This is a genomic window from Rhodococcus sp. (in: high G+C Gram-positive bacteria) (assembly GCF_049591685.1).
Classification (GTDB): Bacteria; Actinomycetota; Actinomycetes; order Mycobacteriales; family Mycobacteriaceae; genus Rhodococcoides.
Genome location: NZ_JBAWFH010000278.1, coordinates 1 through 3,537, shown reverse-complemented (window position 1 = coordinate 3,537; position 3,537 = coordinate 1). Strand labels below are relative to the sequence as shown.

Below are 3,537 nucleotides of genomic sequence, written 5' to 3'. Positions count from 1 at the left end.
CAAGGCGACACGACGGAAGGGCGGCGATGTCTACTTCTTACAGCGGTCTCGACGTTTTTGGGTACCAATTCGATCGTTTTGCTTACGAACATTATTGGATCGGAGAGCAGGTCGGCGAATTCATGCTCGGTCCGAACGGTGGGGGAATGGTCGAGTACCGAAACGCGATGGTTTTCGCGCTTCCAGACGGCGGTGCGCATGAGGTTCACGGCGAGATACTGACTTGGTATATGACGCACGGGGGGCCATACGGTTGCCTCGGATACCCGATCACCAACGAGAAGCCAACGCCGACCGGATACGGCCGGTACAACCTCTTCGAACATGGATCGGTCGGCTGGTTGCCCGACATCGGAGCCTTCATGATCGGCGGCGCACGGGCGGACGAGGACGACCGTACCGGCCTGCATGCCGAGTCCGTCTCCGCCGCCTCGGCGCCGGACGGCGAAACTTCTTTGGTTTAGTTACCAAACGATTGGTTTGTTTTGCCCTGGTGTAGCCGCTTTCATGAACTGCGTTAAATGCAAGAACGAAACGTACCGATTTGTTTGCTACAGGAAAAAATGTTTCGGATTGCTTTTGCGATCGACAGTTCGCGAATAACTTTTGCGGGCAGTAACGCGCTCGGTCTACCCTTCGATTGTTCGTTCAGTCGGCGCAAAGGCGTCCTCCTTCCACCCCAAAGAAAGAGTCGGGGAATGACCGATCAGAACCAGAAATTCAATAGGAAGCGCAAAGCGCGGGCCCTGCTCGCCGGAGGGCTCGTCCTCGGAATCGGAGCGGCCGTCACATTGGCCGCGTGGACGGACAATGTTTATGGGTGGTCGGACTTCGGAACTGGGGATGACACCTGGAACATTCAAGGCGACTTTTCTCCGACGGGGACGGATGCGTGGGAGGAAGCGGCCGTAACGCCCGGGTCGCCTTTCACTTTCCCGGCGGCTCGGTTCGATCTCACCCCGGGTGACACTGTGTACGCGCCGATCAGGCTGCGGCTCCAGCCGGGACAGGCGCTGAACGCAGCGGTCACCCTGAACGGGGCTGTGCCGTCGCCCGCTGCACCACCTGCGCCCCAGGGTGATCCTGCATTGCAGGAAGCACTGCAATACACCGTGACCCAGGGTGGCACGTCGACGGCGTGCACCGCCGGAACGCCAACTGGGAGTGTCATTGCAACCGGTTCGCTCGATACGTCGAGCGCACCGAACGCGATCACACTGCTCGCTGACGCAACCCCGGTGCCGCTGTGTTTCGCGGTCACGCTCCCGGACGGCTCCCCGACCACGCTTTCCGGCCTCAACACCGGCCGTGTCGTGTGGGAGTTCGAGGGCGTCTCTGTCGAGCCCGCGCCTTAACAGGTGGCATCTACACGCCAGAGGCAGAGAAGGGCACTGGCAGCAGGGGGGATCGTTCTCGGAATCGGAGCGGTCTTCGTTGCTGCCAGCTGGACCGACCAGGTATTGGGCAGTGCGTCTTTTGGAACAGGCGAGCAGTTCGGGATCGAGTCGAGCACCGATGGGGGAGCTGTGTGGGCTTCACATACCATCGGTGGGCCCAACCCCCTGACTTTCACGGCCAACGCAACCGGGCTGACACCGGGTTCCGTCGTCTACGCACCCGTGCAGCTGCGGACAGAAGCGGGATCCGGTGCCGCATCGGTGACGCTGAAGGAAGCGACGTTCACGGGCACGGGCGTCGGTACCCTGTCGACCGAGTTGCGGTACCGAGTAGTACGCGGTGCAGTCGACTGCAGTTCGGCGTCGTTCACCGGGAGCTCCACTTTCGTCGTAGGTGCCACCGGCGCCGTCCCGCTGAATACCGCTTCGCCGTCGGCCTTTCCGTTGGCGTCCGGTGCGGTACCTGCCGAGGCCGGTCCGGCTGTGCCTCTGTGCTTCGAGATCAGCCTGCCTCCCACGAATGTTAATTGGACGAATGCGGCGTTGCAGCAAAAGTCGCTTGTGGCCAACTGGCCATTCGTCGGAACCACCCCTTAGAAAACTGGAATAGGCACAATGACACATGCTGCGCATGCGAAAGTTCGGCCGGTGCGTTCACGGTGGGGCGCCCTGGGCGACATCGTGCTGAACGTCCTGGCTATCGGGGGGGTTGTCTGCATAGTTCTCGTGGCTTGCGCGTTCTTCTTCAACATCACACTCATCATGTTCAAAACAGGCTCCATGTCGCCGTCCATTCCTACTGGTTCGCTGGCGGTCGTACGCGCCGTGCCAGCCGACTCGGTGGTCGTCGGCGACGTCGTCACTGTCGATCGCGCTGAAAAGTTACCGGTCACGCACAGAGTCGTTGCCACCGAGACGATTTCGGAATCCGGTATCACCGTCCTCGAGTTGAAGGGTGACGCGAACGCCGAGGCGGACCCCGGTTTGTACCAGGTGACCGACGTTCGCAAGGTTCTCTGGTCGGTGCCGGGATTGGCCCGAGTCATCGTCTACTTTTCGAACCCGTTCGTACTCGGAGGTATCACCGTGACAATGGCGGCCCTGGTCGTCGCCGTCTTCTGGCCACGGGAGTCGAAGAAGGGAACGCAGCTGGGAGAACGAGAGCCGAGCCAATGAAAAGCGGTCGCAAACTGTCCGTCGCGGCACTTGCTCTTGTCGCTCTGGTCGCAGTCCTTCCGGGGCAACACCTTGTGTCCGAAACCGACGCCGCGTGGACGGATTCTGAGTATGTTTCCGGTGCAGTGGCTTCCGGATCCTGGACGACCAGTGGCTACGGCAGGGCCGTCGCGGCGAGAGTGAACGGCGCCGGTGGCATATCCGTGTTGCCGACAGGTCCCAACGCGCTGCCCTGGAACGGTTCCGCATGGGAACACAACTCCTTGACCCCGGGCACGACGACGACCGGCGGTTCCGGGCCCTACGAGTCGCAACCTGCGGTGGTCGGCGTCAATTCGTTGAGGATGGACGGCAATGGAAATAGCGCCGTGGGAGCCAGTGCATGTGGCTCGTACATCCCCGGTGCACAGGGGACACCGACCTACTGCACATCGGGGACGCCCACAGCCAGCGCGACGGCAACTGTGTCGTCGATGCGGCTGACCGGCACCCTTGCGAGCGTCGGACTTTTCGGCGTGATCAGTCTCATCAACTCCGACATCGTCTCGATCAACGGCTCGACGCAAGCGATCTCGGCATCGGCGAGCTGCGACCTGGTAGCAGGAACGAGTTCGCGAACACCGGCTCGAGCCGGCAATATTTCTGGCGCCAACCCCAACGGCACTGTTCGAGTGGGGCCTAATACTGTGCGTATCCCCAACCCCGGATCGACAACGGGACCACTAACACTCGGCGATCAGTTACTTACGGGGTACAGAAATGTCCGACTGACCAGCGCCGCGTCGGAGCCGGGAAGCCCGTCGGCATTCTCGAGCCTGACGCTGACCGGCACATGGAGCTTGCTCGGCCTCGGTGTGCTCGGTCTGTCGTTCTCGGTTGACCTCGTCAACGCCCAATGCGGTCCCGGTACGGCCCCGGACTTGACGGCCTTCGAAGAATCCGCGGCCTCCGCAATTTTGCGAAC

At 61.6% G+C, this 3,537-nt stretch carries 6 protein-coding genes; 5 read left to right on the top strand and 1 reads right to left on the bottom strand.

The features are described 5' to 3' along the window. A partial coding sequence (locus tag WBQ44_RS11745) for a hypothetical protein (protein ID WP_495566866.1) occupies positions 1 to 209 on the bottom strand: 209 nt, incomplete at its 3' end. On the opposite strand from WBQ44_RS11745, the gene WBQ44_RS11740 reads away from it, so the two are divergent. From WBQ44_RS11740 to WBQ44_RS11720, 5 genes are all read left to right on the top strand, one after another. Further along, positions 123 to 464: an LGFP repeat-containing protein gene (locus WBQ44_RS11740; RefSeq protein WP_495566865.1), complete on the top strand. Its 342-nt coding sequence runs from the start codon at positions 123 to 125 to the stop codon at positions 462 to 464. The two genes, WBQ44_RS11745 and WBQ44_RS11740, sit on opposite strands and share 87 nt — an antisense overlap. Before the next feature lie 234 nt (positions 465 to 698). Continuing rightward, on the top strand, positions 699 to 1,355 hold the full coding sequence (locus WBQ44_RS11735) for a SipW-dependent-type signal peptide-containing protein (RefSeq protein ID WP_495566864.1): 657 nt from the start codon (positions 699 to 701) through the stop codon (positions 1,353 to 1,355). Positions 1,356 to 1,526: 171 nt separating this feature from the next. Then, entirely contained in the window at positions 1,527 to 1,994 is a 468-nt protein-coding gene (locus WBQ44_RS11730) for a hypothetical protein (protein ID WP_495566863.1), read from the top strand. A gap of 51 nt (positions 1,995 to 2,045) precedes the next feature. After that, complete coding sequence (locus WBQ44_RS11725; protein WP_495566862.1) at positions 2,046 to 2,573, top strand: signal peptidase I; 528 nt, start codon at positions 2,046 to 2,048, stop codon at positions 2,571 to 2,573. After that, positions 2,570 to 3,537 (top strand): hypothetical protein (locus tag WBQ44_RS11720; RefSeq protein WP_495566861.1); only part of this gene is annotated, 968 nt, incomplete at its 3' end. The genes WBQ44_RS11725 and WBQ44_RS11720, both read left to right, overlap by 4 nt.